The organism is Chimaeribacter coloradensis (assembly GCF_002858715.1).
GTDB classification, from domain to species: Bacteria; Pseudomonadota; Gammaproteobacteria; order Enterobacterales; family Enterobacteriaceae; genus Chimaeribacter; species Chimaeribacter coloradensis.
Genome location: NZ_PJZH01000005.1, coordinates 149,017 through 165,094, shown reverse-complemented (window position 1 = coordinate 165,094; position 16,078 = coordinate 149,017). Strand labels below are relative to the sequence as shown.

Here is a 16,078-nt window from a genome sequence, read left to right as displayed (position 1 = left end):
CAGCAAATTACCCGCAGCCCACCCTGCACACCCGGTTATTTACCGGCCAGGAAATCCAGTAACGCCTGGGTAAAGGCTTCAGGGTGGGAGACGAAAAGCGCGTGGGCCGCTTTCTCCAGCACCACAGAGGTGGAGTGCGGCCACGCCTCGTCCAGTTGCGGCACGATTTTGCGCGGCACCAGCCCATCGAGGCGGCCATAAATGCGCAAAAACGGCAGCGTCAGGGCGCGCAGCGGCTCACGCAGGTCAGCCTGCCGCAGGATCTCCAGCCCGCCGTTCAGCACGTCCGCCCCCGGCATCGGCTGTTCAAGCACCACCGCCTTCAGCAGCCGGGCGTCACGCCGGGCGCTCTCGGTGCCCAGGGTTTGCAGCGCCAGGAAACGCTCTACCGTGCGCTGGAAATCCTCACTCAGCTGGTGCTGGAAGCCCTGTAACACCTCAGGGCGGATGCCCGGCCAGTCCTCCTGCGCCGCAAAGCAGGGGGAGGAGGCCACGGTAATCAGGGAGGCCACCTGCGCCGGGGCATCCAGCGCAATCTGGCTGGCGACCAGCCCGCCCAGCGACCAGCCGAGCCAGTGGGCGCGCGGCGGCGCATTTTCCCGCACCCGGTCGGCCATCTCTTTCAGCGTCATCGCGCCGAACCCCCGGCTGCGCCCGTAGCCGGGCAGGTCCACCAGATGCAGCCGGAAATGCGGCGCAAGTCGCAGCGCGGCCTGCTGCCAGACGTCGGCGTTCAACCCCCATCCGTGAAGCAGCACAAGATCGCGATCGCCTTCGCCCATTGTCTGCCAGTAAAGCTCCGTCATAGGTTATTGTCCTGTTTTTGTATCTCTGCAAGGAAGCCAAGATGAGTATGCTAACAATCGGCGGCCTGTGTTGGCTATGCCGGATGCCGCTGCACCTCAGCCGCCACGGCATCTGCTGCTACTGCCTGCGGCACCTCACGGCCGCCCCCGCCTGCCCGCGCTGCGGCCTGCCCTCCGCCTCACCCGGCCAGCCCTGCGGCCGCTGCCTGCAACAGCCGCCGCCCTGGCAGGCGCTGGTCTCCGTGACCGATTTCCGCCCGCCGCTCAGCACCCTGGTGCATCAGCTGAAGTTCAGCCATACGCCGGAGCTGGCCCCGGTGCTGGCGCGCCTGCTGCTGTTGCGCTGGCTGGAAGCCTACCGCCAGGGGCGGGTGGTACGGCCGCAGCAGCTGATCAGCGTGCCGCTGCACCGGCACCGGCAGTGGCGGCGCGGCTATAACCAGAGCGACCTGCTGGCCGCCCCGCTGGCGCGCTGGCTGGGCTGCGGCTACCGGCAGGACACGCTGCAACGCACCCGCGCCACCCCGGCACAGCGCACGCTCACGGCGGCGCGGCGGCGGCACAACCTGCACGGTGCTTTTTACTGCCGGCAGGATCTGGCCGGTTGCCATGTGGCGCTGCTGGATGATGTGGTCACCACCGGGAATACCGTGGCGGAGATTTGCGCGTTGCTCAATCGTGCGGGTGTGGCGTCGATTCAAATCTGGTGCCTGTGCCGCACCTTGTAGTGATGCCACCATTGGGCGTATTATAACCTACTAGAGAAGTCAACTATTGAGTGAATGCTATGATTCGTATTACCGATGCAGCCCAAGCGCACTTTGCCAAATTGCTGGCAAGCCAGGAAGAAGGCACTCAGATCCGCGTATTCGTGATTAACCCAGGCACGCCGACCGCCGAGTGCGGCGTCTCTTACTGCCCGCCGGATGCGGTAGAAGCCAGCGACACCGAATTGAAATTTGACCAGATCTCCGCCTACGTGGACGAGCTGAGCGCCCCCTATCTGGAAGATGCCGAAATCGACTTTGTGACGGATCAGCTCGGCTCCCAGCTGACGCTGAAAGCCCCGAACGCCAAAATGCGTAAAGTCTCGGATGACGCCCCGCTGATGGAGCGCGTGGAGTATGAGCTGCAATCCAAGATCAACCCGCAGCTGGCCGGCCACGGCGGCCGCGTGACGCTGATGGAGATCACCGATGACGGCTACGCTATCCTGCAGTTCGGCGGCGGTTGTAACGGCTGCTCGATGATTGATGTCACGCTGAAAGACGGCATCGAAAAAGAGCTGCTGGCCAACTTCCCGGAGCTGAAAGGGGTACGTGACCTCACCGAGCACCAGCGCGGCGAGCACTCCTACTACTAAGTTTTCCCTGCTGCCCGGCGCGTTCCGGTAAACAGGCGATAAAAAAGGGCACCCCGTGGGGTGCCCTTTTTGTTGCAGCCGGCAGGCGGCTTTACACCGACACCTTGCGGCGGCGCTTATCCAGATCCTTCAGAAGCCGGTTGACGTGCGGGTCCGCAAACATCGCTTCCAGCGTCACCGCCAGCTTGCGCCGCCAGTTGGGGTACTGGTCGGTGGTGCCCGGAATGTTCACCGGCATCTTCATGTTCAGCCAGTCCTCCGGCTGTAACCCCAGTAATGCGCTGGCGCTGTCAGCGATATAGCGTTGCAGGCCGCGGTTCAGCGTCGGCGTCATCGCCATCATCGAGGCGCGGTGCCCCAGCTTTTTCGGCACACAGCCATACTGGTGCAGGCTGTTCAGCAGCCCCTGGCGGGCGTCATCCCTGTCCTCCTGTAGCCCGGCAAACACCTCTTTGTCCGGGTAGAGCCCCAGCTTCTGGCCGAGCGTCAGATCGTCACTCTCCCAGAACCCGCGCAGGGTCGGCAGATCGTGAGTGGTGATGGTGGCCATCGCCTGCACCGGGTAGGACTGCGGCGCGCGGTAGATGTTGTCGCGATCGCGCTCGAAATAGAGCACTTTGTAGGAGTAGACGCCGCTGTCGCGCAGGCGGGCGACAATCTCCACCGGCACGGTGCCGAGGTCTTCGCCGATCACCATACAGCGGTAGCGCTGGCTCTCCAGCGCCAGGATCGCCAGCAGGTCATCTACCGGGTACTGAACATAGGCCCCCTGATCGGCGGTTTCGCCGTAGGGTATCCACCACAGCCGCAGCAGTGCCATCACATGGTCGATACGCAGTGCGCCGCAGTCAGTCATGTTGGCGCGCAGCAGATCGATAAACGGCTGGTAACCGCGCGTCTGCATCACGTTCGGGTCCATCGGCGGCAGGCCCCAGTTCTGGCCGAGCGGGCCGAGAATATCCGGCGGTGCGCCTACCGAGGCGCGCAAACAGTAGAGCTCGCGGTCACACCAGGTTTCCGCCCCGCCCTCTGATACGCCCACGGCCAAATCACGGTAGAGGCCGATCGGCATCCCCAGCGCCTGGCTGTGGGCATAACAGGCGGCAAACTGGCTATGGGCCAGCCACTGCAACCACTGGTAAAACTCCACGTCTTCGCGGTTAGAATGGTAAAACGCCTCTGCCGCCTCCACGCCGTCACGGTAGGCTTCCGGCCAGGCGGGCCAGCCCCAGCGGCCGCTGTCCTCTTTGATCTGCTGTTCATGCAGCGCATCAAAGGCGGCCTGCTGGCGCAGGCTGCTGCCCCGTTGCTCCACGAAGTGCAGGTAGGCGCGCTTGCGGGCGTGGGTGGCGGGCAAATCCTCAAACGCCGGGAATGCCAGCCGCAGCGCCGTGAGTTTCAGGGCGGTCACGGCGGAATAGTCCACCCACTCCGCCGCCCGCGCCTTCTCCAGCGCGGCCTGGGTCTCTGCCTGCTGCCACCAGCGCTGCGCCGCTTTGCTGTGGCGGAACTCATCCACCCCGTTCACATCGATATAGACAATATTCAGCCAGCGGCGCGAGGAAGGGCTGTAAGGGCTGGCGCTCTCCGGCATCGCCGGGTAGAGCGCATGAATCGGGTTCAGGCCGATAAAGGCCCCGCCGCGTTTTGCCGTCTCTTCCAGCATCAGTTGCAGGTCGCCGAAATCCCCGATGCCCCAGTTCTTCTCCGAGCGCAGGCTATAGAGCTGCACACAGGCACCCCAGAGTTTTTTGCCGGTCAGCAGCGCTTCCGGCTCATAACAGCGTTTTGGGGCGACGATAATGCGGCAGCCCCAGCGTTGCCCTTTCTGCTCCAGCGTAAGCTGGTGATAACCCGCGGGCAGCCGCCCCGGCAGGGTCAGCGTTTTACGCCCCCCGGCGCGCCCCTCTGAGCGGGTGCCGTTCTCCTGCTCAAGCACCCAGCTGAACTCCCCTTTGCCGCTCAGCGGCAGGGAGATGGGCCGGCCCTGGGTGAAGACTTTTACCGGCGGCAGCGGCCCGGCGGGCGGCGGCGTCTCCTGGTCGCGGCCCATCGCGGCCAGCAGTTTCACCTTGGTTTGCGGCGAAATCGCCTGTTGTTTACCGTGAGCGTTGATAAAACTGGCGGAGATCCCCGCCAGCGTCGCCGCCTGATCAATCTGTTTCTCGTCCATGCGGCCTCCTTACCGTTTTGCCTGCCAGATGCGTTGTTGATAATCCCGGATCGAGCGGTCAGAGCTGAAGGTGCCGACCCGCGCGGTGTTCAGGATGGCGCTGCGCGTCCACGCTTCCGGGTCGCGGTAGAGCGCATCCACCTTCTGTTGCGCTTCCTGGTAAGCGGCAAAATCCGCCAGCACCAGGTAGGGGTCGCCGCCGCCCAGCAGGCTGTTCAGCAACATCTCAAAGGCCTGTTTGTCCCCGTTGCTGAACTCGCCGCTCTCCAGCGCCTTCAGCACCGCATTGAGTTTCTTATCTTTCTTACGCCATTTCAGCGGGTCATAGCCGCCGGCTTTCAGCGCTTTCACCTGCTCAACAGTATTGCCGAAGATAAAGATATTGTCCTCGCCCACCTGTTCTGCAATCTCCACGTTGGCACCGTCCAGCGTGCCCACCGTCAGCGCGCCGTTCAGGGCCAGCTTCATATTGCCGGTGCCCGACGCCTCTTTCCCCGCCGTGGAGACCTGCTCGGAGACATCCGCCGCCGGGATCATCAGCTCCGCCACCGAGACTTTGTAGTCCGGGATGAAGACCACTTTCAGTTGATCCTTCACCCGCGGATCGTTGTTGATCTTCTCCGCCACCTGGTTGATCGCATAGATAATGTTTTTCGCCAGGTAGTAGCCCGGCGCGGCCTTGGCCCCGAACAGGAACACCCGCGGCACCCGGTCAGCCTCTTTTTTACTCAGGAGCTCCTGATAAAGGGCGATGATGTGCAGCAGCGTCAGGTGCTGGCGTTTGTATTCATGCAAGCGCTTGATCTGGATGTCAAAAATCGCCTCCGGGTTGATCACGATGCCGGTGACCTCTTTCACATAGGCGGCCAGCGCCTCTTTATTGCGGCGTTTAATCTGGCGGAATTTCTCGCGGAACCCTGCATCATCGGCGTAAGGCTCCAGCCCTTTCAGCGCATCCAGCTGCGTGACCCACTCCGCATCCAGCGTCTCATCGATCAGCGCCGACAGCGCCGGGTTGCACTGTTTCAGCCAGCGGCGCGGGGTGATGCCGTTGGTAACGTTATGGAATTTCTGCGGCCACAGCTGGTAGTACTCGGGGAAGAGATCTTTCACCACCAGCTCGGAGTGCAGTGCGGCCACGCCGTTCACTGCAAAGCCTGCCACCACGCAGAGGTTCGCCATGCGCACCTGCTTGTTATGCAGCACCGCCAGTTTGCCCCACAGCGCCTCGTCACCCGGCCACTGTTTATTCACGATCTTCCTGAAGTTGGCGTTGATCTGTTTGATCAACTCAAAGTGGCGCGGCAGCAGGCTGCGCACCAGTTTTTCATCCCAGCACTCCAGCGCCTCCGGCATCAGGGTATGGTTGGTGTAGGCGAAGGTACGGCTGGTGATCTGCCAGGCGGCGTCCCACTCCAGCTGGTGCTCATCCAGCAGGATGCGCAGCATCTCCGGGATGGCGATGGTCGGGTGGGTGTCGTTGAGCTGGATCACTTCGTAATCGGGCAGCTCCGCCAGCGCACGGCCCGCCAGATGGTGGCGGCGCAGGATGTCCGCCACCGCGCAGGCACACTGGAAATATTGCTGCATCAGGCGCAGGCGTTTACCGGCCTGATGGTTGTCATTCGGGTAGAGCACCTTGGTGAGTTTGGCCGCGTCGATGCCGCGCTGCTCAGCATGGAGGAAATCCCCGTCGTTGAATTTCCCGAGATCGAACGGCTCCGGGTGGGTCGCTTCCCACAGACGCAGCGGCTGGCTGACACCGTTACGGTAACCCACCACCGGCAAGTCCCAGGCTTCGCCGCGCAGGGTAAACGCCGGCCGCCACAGGGTTTTGCCGTCCACCTGCTTCTCCAGTTTGCCGCCCATGCGGACGTCCACCGCCTGCGCCGCATTATGGGTAAACCACGGGTAGTTTTCACGGTGCCAGCTATCGGGTGACTCATGCTGCTTGCCGTCAACAAAGCGCTGGCGGAACAGCCCGTACTGGTAGTTCAGCCCATAACCGGTGGCCGGCTGGCTCAACGTCGCCATAGAATCCAGGAAACAGGCGGCCAGCCGCCCCAGCCCGCCATTGCCCAGCGCCGGGTCTACCTCTTGCTCAAGGATGTCCGTCAGCGAGAGGTTAAAGCCCTTCAGGATACCGGCGATGTCGTCATACCAGCCCAGGTTAATCAGGTTGTTGCCGGTCAGGCGGCCAATCAGGAACTCCATCGAGATGTAGTTCACATGCCGCTGTGCGTGCCCGGCCGGTTCCGGCTGCGGCTGCGGCTGGGCAGGCAGTTGCTCAGCAACCGCGGCGCTGACCGCCTGCCACCACTGATGCGGCGTCATCTCTTCAGCGGTACGCAGGCCGAAATGGTGCCACTGGCGCGACAGCGCAGCTAAAAAGGCATCCTTGTTGAATGTGGGCTGTGACATAAGCAGGTCTCGTTCCTGTAGTTAAACCGGTTAGTTGAGGTAACCCGTTAAATGTTGAACACGTGAATAGGGCGGCAAAATAATTACCGCTATCCTGCCGGGCAGTCAGCAGCGCGGCATCATCCCGCCGGACGCTTAGCTGGGGAGGAGGAGCAGGGCGTAGCCGTGAAGTGTGATCCACTGCAACTTACCGTCACCTTAAACCGGGCAGTTATTGCATTAGAAAGTGGCTTAGCCGAACGTAGCGTCTAATGATTAATTACGTGCCGTAAAATAATCATGGTGTATGGATGGTTACATTTACACCACCTCCGCCGCTGTCAGAGAAGATGGAAACCTCATGCTAATCCCTTCAAAACTCAGCCGTCCGGTACGGCTGCAAAATACTGTGGTGCGCGATCGTCTGTTGACCAAACTGGCCAGTGCGGCCAATTACCGCCTGGCGCTGGTGAACTGCCCGGCGGGCTACGGTAAAACGACGCTGGTTGCCCAATGGGCAGCCGACATCGCGGAGCTGGGATGGTATTCACTGGATGAGAGTGATAACCAGCCGGAGCGCTTTGTGAACTATCTGGTTGCTGCGATCCAGCAGGCGACCGGCGGCCATTGCAGCAAAAGCGAAGCAATGAGCCAGAAACACCAGTACGCCAGCCTCCCGGCGCTGTTTTCCCAGCTGTTTATCGACCTCAGCGAGTGGCACCGGCCGCTCTACCTGGTGATTGATGACTACCACCTGATCACCAATGAACAGATCCATGAGGCGATGCGCTTTTTCCTGCGCCACCAGCCGGAGAACCTGACGCTGGTGCTGCTCTCCCGCTCGCTGCCGCCGCTCGGCATCGCTAACCTGCGGGTGCGTGACCAGTTGCTGGAGCTGGGCAGCACCCAGCTGGCCTTCACCCATCAGGAAGCGAAACAGTTCTTCGATTGCCGCCTCCACGCCCCGCTGGAGCAGAGTGACAGCAGCCGCCTGTGTGATGACGTCGAAGGCTGGGCCACTGCCCTGCAACTGATCGCCCTCTCCGCCCGCCAGTCCGGCGCGTCAGCGCAGAAGTCCGCCCAGCGGCTGGCGGGGCTGAACGCCAGCCACCTGAATGACTACCTGGTGGATGAGGTGCTCGACCGTATCGACGGTGACACCCGCCACTTCCTGCTGCGCTGTGCGGTGCTGCGCTCCATGAACGATGCGCTGATCGTGCGGCTGACCGGCGAGGACTACGGCCAGCAGCGTCTGGAGGAGCTGGAGCGCCAGGGGCTGTTTATTCACCGCATGGATGACAGCGGCGAATGGTTCTGCTTCCACCCGCTGTTTGCCGCCTTCCTGCGCCAGCGCTGCCAGTGGGAGCTGGCGCTGGAGCTGCCGGCCATCCACCGCAGCGCCGCCGAAGGCTGGCTGGCGCTGGGTTACCCGGCGGAAGCGATCCATCACGCCCTGGCCGCCGGTGACGTTGAGATGTTACGTGACATCCTGCTGCAACATGGCTGGATGCTGTTCAACCAGAGCGAACTGACCCTGCTTGAGCAGTGCCTGAATGCGCTGCCCTACCCGCGCCTGGTGCAGAACCCGAAACTGGCGCTGTTGCAGGCCTGGCTGGCGCAGAGCCAGCACCGGTATACCGAAGTCGACACCCTGCTGGACCGCGCCGCCGAGACGATGCAGGCGCAGCAGCAGGAGATCGATAAGACCCTGATTGCTGAGTTCAATGCCCTGCGGGCGCAGGTGGCCATCACCGCTGGCAAGCCGGAAGAGGCGGAACAGCTCGCCGGTGAGGCGCTGAAATACCTCCCGCTGTCGAGTTACTACAGCCGCATCGTGGCGACCTCCGTGACCGGCGAGGTGCACCACTGCAAAGGTGAGCTGGCTCGCGCCCTGCCGATGATGCAGCAGACCGAACAGATGGCACGGCGGCATGACGTCAGCCACTATGCCCTCTGGGCGCTGCTGCAACAGAGCGAAATCCTGATCGCCCAGGGCTTTTTACAGGCCGCCTTCGAAACCCAGGACAAGGCCTTTGATCTGGTGCGCGAGCAGCATCTGGAGCAGTTACCGATGCACGAATTCCTGCTGCGCCTGCGCTCGCAGCTGTTCTGGTCGTGGGCACGCCTGGACGAGGCGGAAGGTGCGGCCCGCCGCGGCCTGGAAGTGCTCAATAACTACCAGCCGCAGCACCAGTTACAGTGCCTGGCAATGCTGGCGAAATGCTCGCTGGCACGGGGCGATCTCGACAACGCAAGCCGCCATCTCCAGGCGTGTGAAACCCTGTTGCTGGGCGGGGCCTATCACCGTGACTGGCTGACCAACGCCGATAAAGCCCGGGTGATCTACTGGCAGATGACCAACGACGTCACCGCCGCGGCCAACTGGCTGCGCCATACCGAGAAGCCGGGCATGGCGGATAACCACTTTTTGCAGGGGCAGTGGCGCAACATTGCCCGCACGCAGATCCTGCTCGGCCAGTTCAGCGAAGCGGAAGTGGTGCTGGACGAGCTGAATGACAACGCCCGCCGCCTGAAGCTCTACAGCGATCTCAACCGCAACCTGTTGCTCAGCAACCGGCTCTACTGGCTCTGTGAGCGCAAAGCCGATGCCCAGAAAGCGCTGATGGAAGCGCTGACCCTCGCCAACCGCACCGGCTTTATCAGCCACTTCGTGATTGAGGGCGAACTGATGGCCCAGCAATTACGCCAGCTTATTCAGCTGAACGCCCTGGCGGAGCTGGAGCAGCACCGGGCGCAGCGTATCCTGCGTGACATTAACCAGCACCATCGCCACAAGTTCGCGCATTTTGATGAAGGCTTCGTGCTGAAATTGCTGACCCACCCCCATGTGCCTGAGCTGATCCGCACCAGCCCGTTAACCCAGCGCGAATGGCAGGTGCTGGGCCTGATCTATTCCGGCTACAGCAATGACCAGATCGCGGGTGAGCTGGATGTGGCGGCCACCACCATCAAAACCCATATCCGCAATCTGTATCAAAAACTGGGCGTGACCCACCGCCAGGAGGCGGTTGTTCAGGCACAGCGGCTGATGCAATTGATGGGCTACAGCGCCTGACGGTAAACCCAGACGCTACGCCTCGTCAGGCGTAGCGTCTGCACCGGCGGCTGCGGCCGCCCTTACTCTGCCTCCTGCCTTCTGCCCCCGCTGCCCCCGGTGACGCGCCGCCGCGCCGCAGTTCCGTTACGCCGGGCCAGCCCCCGCACCCCGCCTTATGTGCCGGGCTTTCTCTGCCCATCCGCATGTTGCCCATAATAGGCCCCGGCACCGTGTTTCCGGTTAAAGTGCTTCCTCATCAGGTACTCATTGATCGGGTGCAGATGCGGGTTAACGCTACAGGCAATCCAGGCCATTTTTGCCACTTCCTCCAGAACCACCGCATTATGCACCGCCTCACCGGGTGTCACCCCCCAACTGAACGGCCCATGCTGGCTGACAATCACACCCGGCGTATGCCGCAGATCGCGGTTCTTAAAGGTTTCTACAATGACCCGCCCGGTTTCCTGTTCATAATCCCCTTCCACCTCTTCGCGGCGCAGGGCGCGGGTACAGGGGATCTCGCCGAGGAAGTAATCCGCATGGGTGGTGCCCAGCGCAGGTACAGGCAGGCACGCCTGCGCCCAGGCGGTGGCATGGGTATGCACGATACCGCCCAGATCGGCACAGTAGTGGTAAAGCACCAGATGGGTGGCGGTGTCTGACGAGGGGCGATAGCGCCCTTCCACTACATTCCCGGCCAGGTCAACCACGACCATATCTTCCGGCCGCAGCTGGTCATAGGCTACGCCGCTGGGCTTGATCACCACCAGTTGCCGTTCGCGGTCGATGCCGCTGACGTTGCCCCAGGTAAAGGTCACCAGCTGGTGGCGCGGCAGCGCCATATTCGCCTCGAACACCTCTTGTTTCAGAGACTCCAGCATCATTGCACTCCTGTTTCCAGCGCGTGCGGTTCCTGCACGTCCAGCCCGGCCCGGCGCATTTTTTCACACACCCAGCGACGCGCCGCCGCCACCTCTGCCACCGGGTCAGGGGCATTCTCACTCCACATCTCAATCAGGTAGGGGCCGCGGTAGCCGCTGGCCTGCAAGGTAGCGAAACAGCGTTCAAAATCCACCACGCCCTCTCCGAACGGCACGTTTTTAAAGACGCCGGGCCGGGTATCTTTGACATGCACCGCGACGATGTGCCCGGCCCCGGAGGCGAGTTCCATCTGCACATCGTTGTCCCAGGCGGACAGATTGCCGATGTCCGGGTAGAGCTGGAACCACGGGTTGTTAAGGTAATGGGCGTAGCCCAACGCCTTACTGACAGAGTTCATCAGCGGGTAGTCCATGATCTCCATCGCCAGCGTTACCTGCGCCCGGCTGGCCATCTCCACAGCCTGCACCAGCCCGTCACGGAAACGCTCGCGGGTGCGGCCATTGGCCTGCTGGTAGTAGACGTCATAACCGGCCAGCTGAATCACGCGGATGCCGACATCCTGTGCCAGACGGATCGCCTGCTGCATAATCAGCAACCCCTGTTCACGTACCTCATCCTCCTCTGCACCTAAGGGGAAGCGGCGGTGCGCGCTGAGGCAAAGTGAGGGCACGCGCACGCCGGTCGCGGCCACGGCGTTGACCAGCGCCATACGCTGCTCAGCAGACCACGCCAGCCGGGCCAGCCGCGCATCTGACTCATCAACCGACATTTCGACAAAATCGAACCCCAGCGAAGCGGCCAGTTGCAGGCGGGCCAGCCACGACTCACCGCCCGGCAGCGCTTTTTCATAAATGCCGAGCGGGACGGCTTTATGTAACATGCCGGCTCCTTAGCCCCAGAGCTGCTGAATAGTGCGCCTGAACTGGCGGGCGGCGGCGACCGGGTCAGCGGCATCGCGGATGCTGCGCCCGGCAATAAATACATGCACCGGAATGCCCCGGAACAGCGGCAGATCCTCCAGTGCCAGCCCGCCGGTCACCGTGACGTTAAACCCCATCTCTGACAAGCGCTTAATCGCGGCGATATCCGTGTCACTCCACGCGACCCCGGCTGCCTGTGCGTCACGGCTGCGGTGATACACCACCTGGCCAATCCCGGCCGCCCGCCACGCCTTCGCCTGCTCCCAGGTCCAGAAGCCGGTCAGCTCAATCTGCACATCGCCGTTGAACGCTTTAGCCACATCCAGTGCCCCTTTGGCGGTGTTGATGTCCGCACAGCAGATCACGGTTACCCAGTCTGCATCGGCCTCAAAGCACATGCGGGCGAGAATGTGCCCGGCGTCGGCAATTTTGGCATCCGCCAGGACGATTTTTTCCGGGTAGAGCGCCTTAAGGTCACGCACTGCGCGCACCCCTTCGGCCATACAGAGAATGGTGCCGACCTCGATAATATCGACTTCCGCCGCGATCAGCCGGGTGGTGCGGTAGGCATCCGCCAGGGTCTGGTTATCCAGCGCGACTTGTAACATCGGTAACGCGTGAGACATCACAACACTCCTTTCAGTGGGCGGCCGCCTCTGCGGCGGCTGTGGTTTCATCAATAAGCGCCAGCACGTCCTGTTCCGTGCGGCAGGCGCGCAGCCGGTCGAAATTGGCGTCATTCTCAAACAGATTCACCACCTGCATAATGCCGACCTCCTGATGCGCCCGCGCATCCGCTGCCGCCAGCGTAATCAGGATATCGACCGGATCATTCTCTTCGTGGTTGAAGGCCAACGGCGTCTTCAGCGTTACCAGCGCAAAGCCGGTTTTGATGACGCCCTCTTCCGGGCGGCCATGCGGCATCGCCAGCCCCGGCGCAATCACAAAATAGGGGCCAAACTGCGCGACGCCGTCCAGAATCGCCTGGTAGTAACGCGGCTCCACTACCCCCGCTTCCACCAGCAGGTCAACGCCGATTTTCACCGCCTCCTGCCAGGTCGCTGCCTCCGCCTGCAAGGCGATGGCGTGGTTTTCCGCCAGGGAGTCACGCAGTTTCATATCGCCCCCTGTTGGTTGAGATCCCGGGGAAAATGGGCGGTGATCACTTCCAGCAGCTTCGGCCCGAAATCTGCCGCCGAGAGCATATTGCGCACGCCTACCACATATTTATTGCCGCTGACGGTGATCTCATCCGCCACATGGGTAGAGGCGATGATGATGTCCGCATTGCCCAGCTCTGCTTTGTACTCCCCGACCGCACAGCTGTTTACGCTGTGATCGATGCCTTGCTGTGTAAGAAACTGGCCGACTTTCATTTTCATGATCATCGAACTGCCTTGCCCACACCCGCATACCGCCAGAATGCGCACGGTCATAACCTTCACTCCTTACTGTTTAACAGATTGTTTTAACGCCATTTTCCCAGCATCTTCTTCGGCGCGCAGGGCGCGGCCGGCAAAGAACATATAGAGCCCGGCAATCGCGAGGATGACTCCCATAAACCACAGGCCGGTGGTAAAGCCCTGCATCATCGGCGGGGCCAGGATTGACCAGTCCGCCATGCCCATCCAGGCGCTCAGCCCGGTGAGCTTTACCGCCCAGACACAGCCAAAGATCTCCACCATCCCCATGACCAGGCAGATCTTCAGCGCGGCGCGCCAGCCGCCGAAGTGATTGGCAAAGACGCCGATGGTGGCATTAGAGAAAAACATCGGGATGAAGCCCGGGATGATCATGATGGAAGAGCCGATCGCCAGCAGAATGCCGACGGCAATCAGCTGGCCGATGGTGCCCCACATAAAGCCCCAGACCACGGCATTCGGCGCAAAGCTATAGATGGCGGCGCAGTCAATCGCCAGCACCGCGCCCGGAATCAGCCGCTGGGAGATGCCGTTAAAGGCTTCCGTGAGTTCAGCGACGAACATACGCACGCCCTGCACGATGATGAAGATCGCGACGGAAAACATCAGGCCGGTCTGGAGGATGTAGATCGTCCAATGCGTTTTACCGGCCATGGTTTGCAGGGTATCCAGGCCGAAAGAGCAGAGAATAATGCCGAAGAACAGCGTCATCACGATGGCCGTAGAGACGATGTTGTCATGGAAGATGTTGAGCCAGCCCGGCAGTTTGAGGTCTTCCACACTCTGCTCTTTTTTGCCGAGAAAGGGCGCGAGCTTATAGGCCAGCCAGGCGGCAAACTGCTGCTGGTGGCCGATGGAAAACCCGCAGCCGTCAGTGACTTCCTGCGTGGGTTTGTACATCATGTTGGCGGTGATGCCCCAGTAAAGCGACACCAGCACCGCGGTGCAGAGCACCGTTATCCACATCGGGTAGCCCAGGATGTAGAAGAACACCGCGATCAGCCCTGCCTGCTGAAACATGATGTGGCCGGTCAGCATGATGGTGCGGATGCCGGTCACACGGCGCAGCAGCACATACCCAATGTTCAGCGCCAGGGCCAGCAGCACGGCATAGCCTACCCAGCTGTAGGCGTCGCCCATGCGCTCGATGGTCGCCATCATCGCCGCGTAGGTGTCTGAAATCGCCCCGTTGATGCCATACACCTCTGAGAGTTTGGCCACCACCGGCTTGAAGGTACTGGTGAGGATGCCTGACCCGGCCTGCAACAGCATAAAACCGATAATGGTTTTCAGCGTGCCTTTGATGATCACCGTGGCGCTTTTGCGTAACAGCAGATAGCCCAGCAGGGTGACCAGACCCAGCAACAGCGGGGCATTGGTCATCACCTGGTTAAAAAAAACCGTAAAGAGGGTATAGAGGGTTTCCATAAAGCTCTCCATGAGAAAGCGTTCTGTGAGGCTTTCCTTGTTGGGCCGGATACCTGAACATGCGCATCCGGGTAAAGGCACAACAATCTTAAGGTCGTCGCACTCTACCGCTCACGCCCTCTCACAAAAAGATGCTTTATGATTATTTGTGATCATCTTCTCAGGATATTCTCCGAAGTACAGTAGTTTCCTTCTGCCAATGCGCCCCAGAGCGTGCCACCTCTCTTTTAGTCATAAAAATAAACCAATTACATCAAATTTTGATAACACTTCTTAGTCTGAAAATATTGGAATAGGCCTCGAAAAATTACCTGCACCACATTGTAAGCCCACAAAAAGGGTGCTAGATTCCCCTCAAAATAATCACAAGTAATCATATTTTGATTGCGGTTGATTCTGTGCTCTGTAGGCTTATCACCCACCAGATGAGGAAATGCGATGAGTAAAGTAACCACGCTTACCCGGGAATCCTGGATCCTGAACACCTTCCCGGAATGGGGCAGCTGGCTGAATGAAGAGATTGAACAGGAGGAGGTCGCCCCCGGCACATTTGCCATGTGGTGGCTGGGGTGCACCGGCATCTGGCTGAAATCAGAAGGGGGGGCCAACCTGTGCGTTGATTTCTGGTGCGGCACCGGCAAGCAGAGCCACGGTAACCCGCTGATGAAAGCCGGCCACCAGATGCAGCGTATGGCCGGGGTGAAAAAGTTACAGCCGAACCTGCGCACCACGCCCTTTGTGCTGGACCCGTTTGCCATCCGGCAGATTGATGCGGTGCTCGCCACGCACGATCACAATGACCATATTGACGTCAATGTGGCGGCGGCGGTGATACAGAACTGTGATGCATCGGTGCCGTTTATCGGGCCGCAAACCTGTGTGGATCTCTGGGTCAGCTGGGGGGTGCCTGTTGAGCGTTGCATCGTGATGACGCCGGGCAAGGTGGTCACTGTCAAAGATGTGGAAATCCGTGCGCTGGACGCTTTTGACCGCACGGCGCTGATCACGCTGCCGGCTGGGCAACAGGCCGCCGGGGTGCTGCCGGACGGCATGGACGCACGCGCCGTGAACTACCTGTTCACGACGCCGGGCGGCTCGCTTTACCACAGCGGCGACTCGCACTATTCAAACTATTACGCCAAACATGGCAATGAGTACCGCATTGATGTGGCACTGGGTTCCTACGGGGAGAACCCGCGCGGCGTGACGGACAAGATGACCAGCGCTGATATCCTGCGCATGGCTGAGGCGCTGAAAACTCAGGTGGTGATCCCCTTCCACCATGACATCTGGTCAAATTTCCAGGCGGACCCGCAGGAGATCCGCGTGCTGTGGGAGATGAAAAAAGATCGGCTGCGTTACGGCTTTAAGCCATTTATCTGGCAGGTCGGCGGCAAATTCACCTGGCCGCTGGATAAAGATCATTTTGAATATCACTACCCGCGTGGGTTTGATGACTGCTTTACCCAGGAGCCGGATCTGCCGTTTACCTCTTTCCTGTAAGGAAAACGAAGAGAAATACTAAGGTGCGCCGGGAAATGCGCATAAGCGCAAAGAAAGGCAGGTAAATGTGGCGACATGCGCCGAAGTGCCGAAATGCCCAAAAGGCCCAAAAGGCCCAAAAGGC

General features: G+C 60.9%; 13 protein-coding genes. 4 read left to right on the top strand and 9 right to left on the bottom strand.

The genetic code is table 11. The features are described from left to right. Positions 1-35: 35 nt before the first annotated feature. A complete protein-coding gene (gene bioH / locus CYR32_RS08130) occupies positions 36-806 on the bottom strand; it encodes a pimeloyl-ACP methyl ester esterase BioH (RefSeq protein WP_101823883.1) in 771 nt (256 codons plus the stop codon). 47 nt (positions 807-853) lie between these two features. Between bioH and gntX the strand changes: the two genes are divergently transcribed. After that, positions 854-1,534: a DNA utilization protein GntX gene (gntX, locus tag CYR32_RS08125; protein ID WP_101823954.1), complete on the top strand. Its 681-nt coding sequence runs from the start codon at positions 854-856 to the stop codon at positions 1,532-1,534. Positions 1,535-1,593: 59 nt separating this feature from the next. After that, the gene (nfuA, locus tag CYR32_RS08120) at positions 1,594-2,169 is read left to right on the top strand and encodes a Fe-S biogenesis protein NfuA (protein WP_101823882.1); all 576 of its coding nucleotides are present in this window, start codon (positions 1,594-1,596) and stop codon (positions 2,167-2,169) included. Between the two features lie 91 nt (positions 2,170-2,260). On the opposite strand, the gene malQ is transcribed toward nfuA, so the two are convergent. Continuing rightward, positions 2,261-4,342, bottom strand: a complete 2,082-nt coding sequence (malQ, locus tag CYR32_RS08115) for a 4-alpha-glucanotransferase (RefSeq protein WP_101823881.1) — start codon at positions 4,340-4,342, stop codon at positions 2,261-2,263. Between the two features lie 9 nt (positions 4,343-4,351). Further along, positions 4,352-6,763, bottom strand: a complete 2,412-nt coding sequence (gene malP, locus CYR32_RS08110; protein WP_101823880.1) for a maltodextrin phosphorylase — start codon at positions 6,761-6,763, stop codon at positions 4,352-4,354. Between the two features lie 340 nt (positions 6,764-7,103). Here malP and malT point away from each other — a divergent pair, with 340 nt between their 5' ends. After that, positions 7,104-9,818 (top strand): HTH-type transcriptional regulator MalT, encoded by a 2,715-nt coding sequence (gene malT, locus CYR32_RS08105; RefSeq protein ID WP_101823879.1) that lies wholly within the window; start codon positions 7,104-7,106, stop codon positions 9,816-9,818. 155 nt (positions 9,819-9,973) lie between these two features. Here the strand turns inward: malT and CYR32_RS08100 are convergent, their stop codons facing one another. The 6 genes from CYR32_RS08100 to ulaA are packed head-to-tail and all read right to left on the bottom strand — an operon-like array spanning position 9,974 to position 14,451. Further along, positions 9,974-10,678: an L-ribulose-5-phosphate 4-epimerase gene (locus tag CYR32_RS08100; RefSeq protein WP_101823952.1), complete on the bottom strand. Its 705-nt coding sequence runs from the start codon at positions 10,676-10,678 to the stop codon at positions 9,974-9,976. Positions 10,679-10,680: 2 nt separating this feature from the next. Beyond that, positions 10,681-11,562 (bottom strand): L-ribulose-5-phosphate 3-epimerase, encoded by an 882-nt coding sequence (locus tag CYR32_RS08095; protein WP_101823878.1) that lies wholly within the window; start codon positions 11,560-11,562, stop codon positions 10,681-10,683. A gap of 9 nt (positions 11,563-11,571) precedes the next feature. Next, positions 11,572-12,228, bottom strand: a complete 657-nt coding sequence (locus tag CYR32_RS08090) for a 3-keto-L-gulonate-6-phosphate decarboxylase UlaD (protein ID WP_101823877.1) — start codon at positions 12,226-12,228, stop codon at positions 11,572-11,574. 13 nt (positions 12,229-12,241) lie between these two features. Next, positions 12,242-12,721 carry a PTS ascorbate transporter subunit IIA gene (ulaC, locus tag CYR32_RS08085; protein ID WP_101823876.1) on the bottom strand — a complete coding sequence of 160 codons (480 nt, stop codon included), beginning with the start codon at positions 12,719-12,721 and terminating at the stop codon, positions 12,242-12,244. Beyond that, entirely contained in the window at positions 12,718-13,038 is a 321-nt protein-coding gene (gene ulaB, locus CYR32_RS08080; RefSeq protein WP_101823875.1) for a PTS ascorbate transporter subunit IIB, read from the bottom strand. Before ulaB ends, ulaC begins: the two co-directional genes overlap by 4 nt. Positions 13,039-13,050: 12 nt before the next feature. After that, entirely contained in the window at positions 13,051-14,451 is a 1,401-nt protein-coding gene (ulaA, locus tag CYR32_RS08075; RefSeq protein ID WP_101823953.1) for a PTS ascorbate transporter subunit IIC, read from the bottom strand. A 438-nt stretch (positions 14,452-14,889) separates the two neighbouring features. Between ulaA and ulaG the strand changes: the two genes are divergently transcribed. Beyond that, positions 14,890-15,954: an L-ascorbate 6-phosphate lactonase gene (ulaG, locus tag CYR32_RS08070; RefSeq protein ID WP_101823874.1), complete on the top strand. Its 1,065-nt coding sequence runs from the start codon at positions 14,890-14,892 to the stop codon at positions 15,952-15,954. The last annotated feature ends 124 nt before the right edge of the window (positions 15,955-16,078 follow it).